The organism is Alcanivorax sp. (assembly GCF_014762765.1).
Taxonomy (GTDB): Bacteria; Pseudomonadota; Gammaproteobacteria; order Pseudomonadales; family Alcanivoracaceae; genus Alcanivorax.
The window spans coordinates 1-1289 of record NZ_JABURH010000003.1; the positions used below are offsets into that span (position 1 = coordinate 1).

The 1289-nt window shown below is 55.8% G+C and carries 1 protein-coding gene and 1 pseudogene; both read left to right on the top strand.

All coding sequences use genetic code 11. The annotated features are described in order from the left end of the window. The coding region (locus HUJ17_RS00025; RefSeq protein ID WP_290508798.1) for a hypothetical protein at positions 1–296 on the top strand (296 nt) is incomplete at its 5' end. Positions 297–394: 98 nt separating this feature from the next. Beyond that, a pseudogene (locus HUJ17_RS00030) lies at positions 395–1289 on the top strand (DNA-directed RNA polymerase subunit beta'); the annotation flags it as partial.

Here is a 1289-nt window from a genome sequence, read left to right on the forward strand (position 1 = left end):
CTCGTTCCACCGGTTCCTACAGCCTGGTAACCCAGCAGCCGCTGGGTGGTAAGGCACAGTTCGGTGGTCAGCGTTTCGGTGAGATGGAAGTGTGGGCGCTGGAAGCCTATGGCGCCGCCTACACCTTGCAGGAAATGCTTACCGTTAAGTCCGATGATGTGAATGGCCGTACTCGTATGTACAAGAACATCGTGGATGGTGATCACCGTATGGACCCGGGTATGCCGGAATCCTTCAATGTGTTGCTGAAGGAAATCCGCTCTCTCGGTATCAATATCGAGCTGGAAAACGACTGAAGCAATGTGCGCCGCTCTCCCGTGAGGAGGGCGGCTCGTGTTGTTACCCGGGTTTAGGAAAGAATTGAGAGCGTAAAGCTCGCTACGGAGGACTGGCCTTGAAAGACCTGCTGAATCTGCTTAAAAGTCAGGGACAAGTCACGGAGTTTGATAAACTCAAGATCTCTCTGGCACCGCCGGATCTGATCCGCTCCTGGTCTTTCGGCGAAGTGAAAAAGCCGGAAACCATTAATTACCGTACCTTCAAGCCGGAACGGGATGGCCTGTTCTGTGCGCGTATCTTTGGTCCTATCAAGGACTACGAGTGTCTGTGCGGCAAATACAAGCGTCTCAAGCACCGTGGTGTTATCTGTGAGAAGTGTGGCGTTGAAGTCACCCTCTCCAAGGTTCGCCGTGAGCGCATGGGCCACATCGAGCTGGCTAGCCCTACCGCGCACATCTGGTTCCTGAAGTCGCTGCCGTCTCGCATCGGCCTGATGCTGGACATGACCCTGCGTGATATCGAGCGGGTACTGTACTTCGAATCCTTTGTGGTCACCGAGCCGGGCATGACCACCCTGGAGCGCGGCCAGCTGCTGACCGACGAAGAATACTTCGACTCCCTGGAAGAGTTCGGCGACGAATTCGAAGCCAAGATGGGTGCCGAGGCCGTGCAGCAGTTGCTCATGGAGCTGGACCTGGTCGAAGAGATCAAGATCCTCCGTGAGGAAGTGGAATCCACCAACTCCGATACCAAGCTGAAGAAGCTGTCCAAGCGTCTCAAGCTGATGGAAGCCTTCAAGGATTCCGGTAACAAGCCGGAGTGGATGATTCTTACCGTGTTGCCGGTTCTGCCGCCGGATCTGCGTCCGCTGGTACCGTTGGATGGGGGGCGTTTTGCTACCTCCGACCTGAACGATCTGTACCGTCGGGTGATCAACCGGAACAATCGTCTCAAGCGTCTGCTGGACCTGAGCGCCCCGGACATCATCGTGCGCAACGAAAAGCGTATGC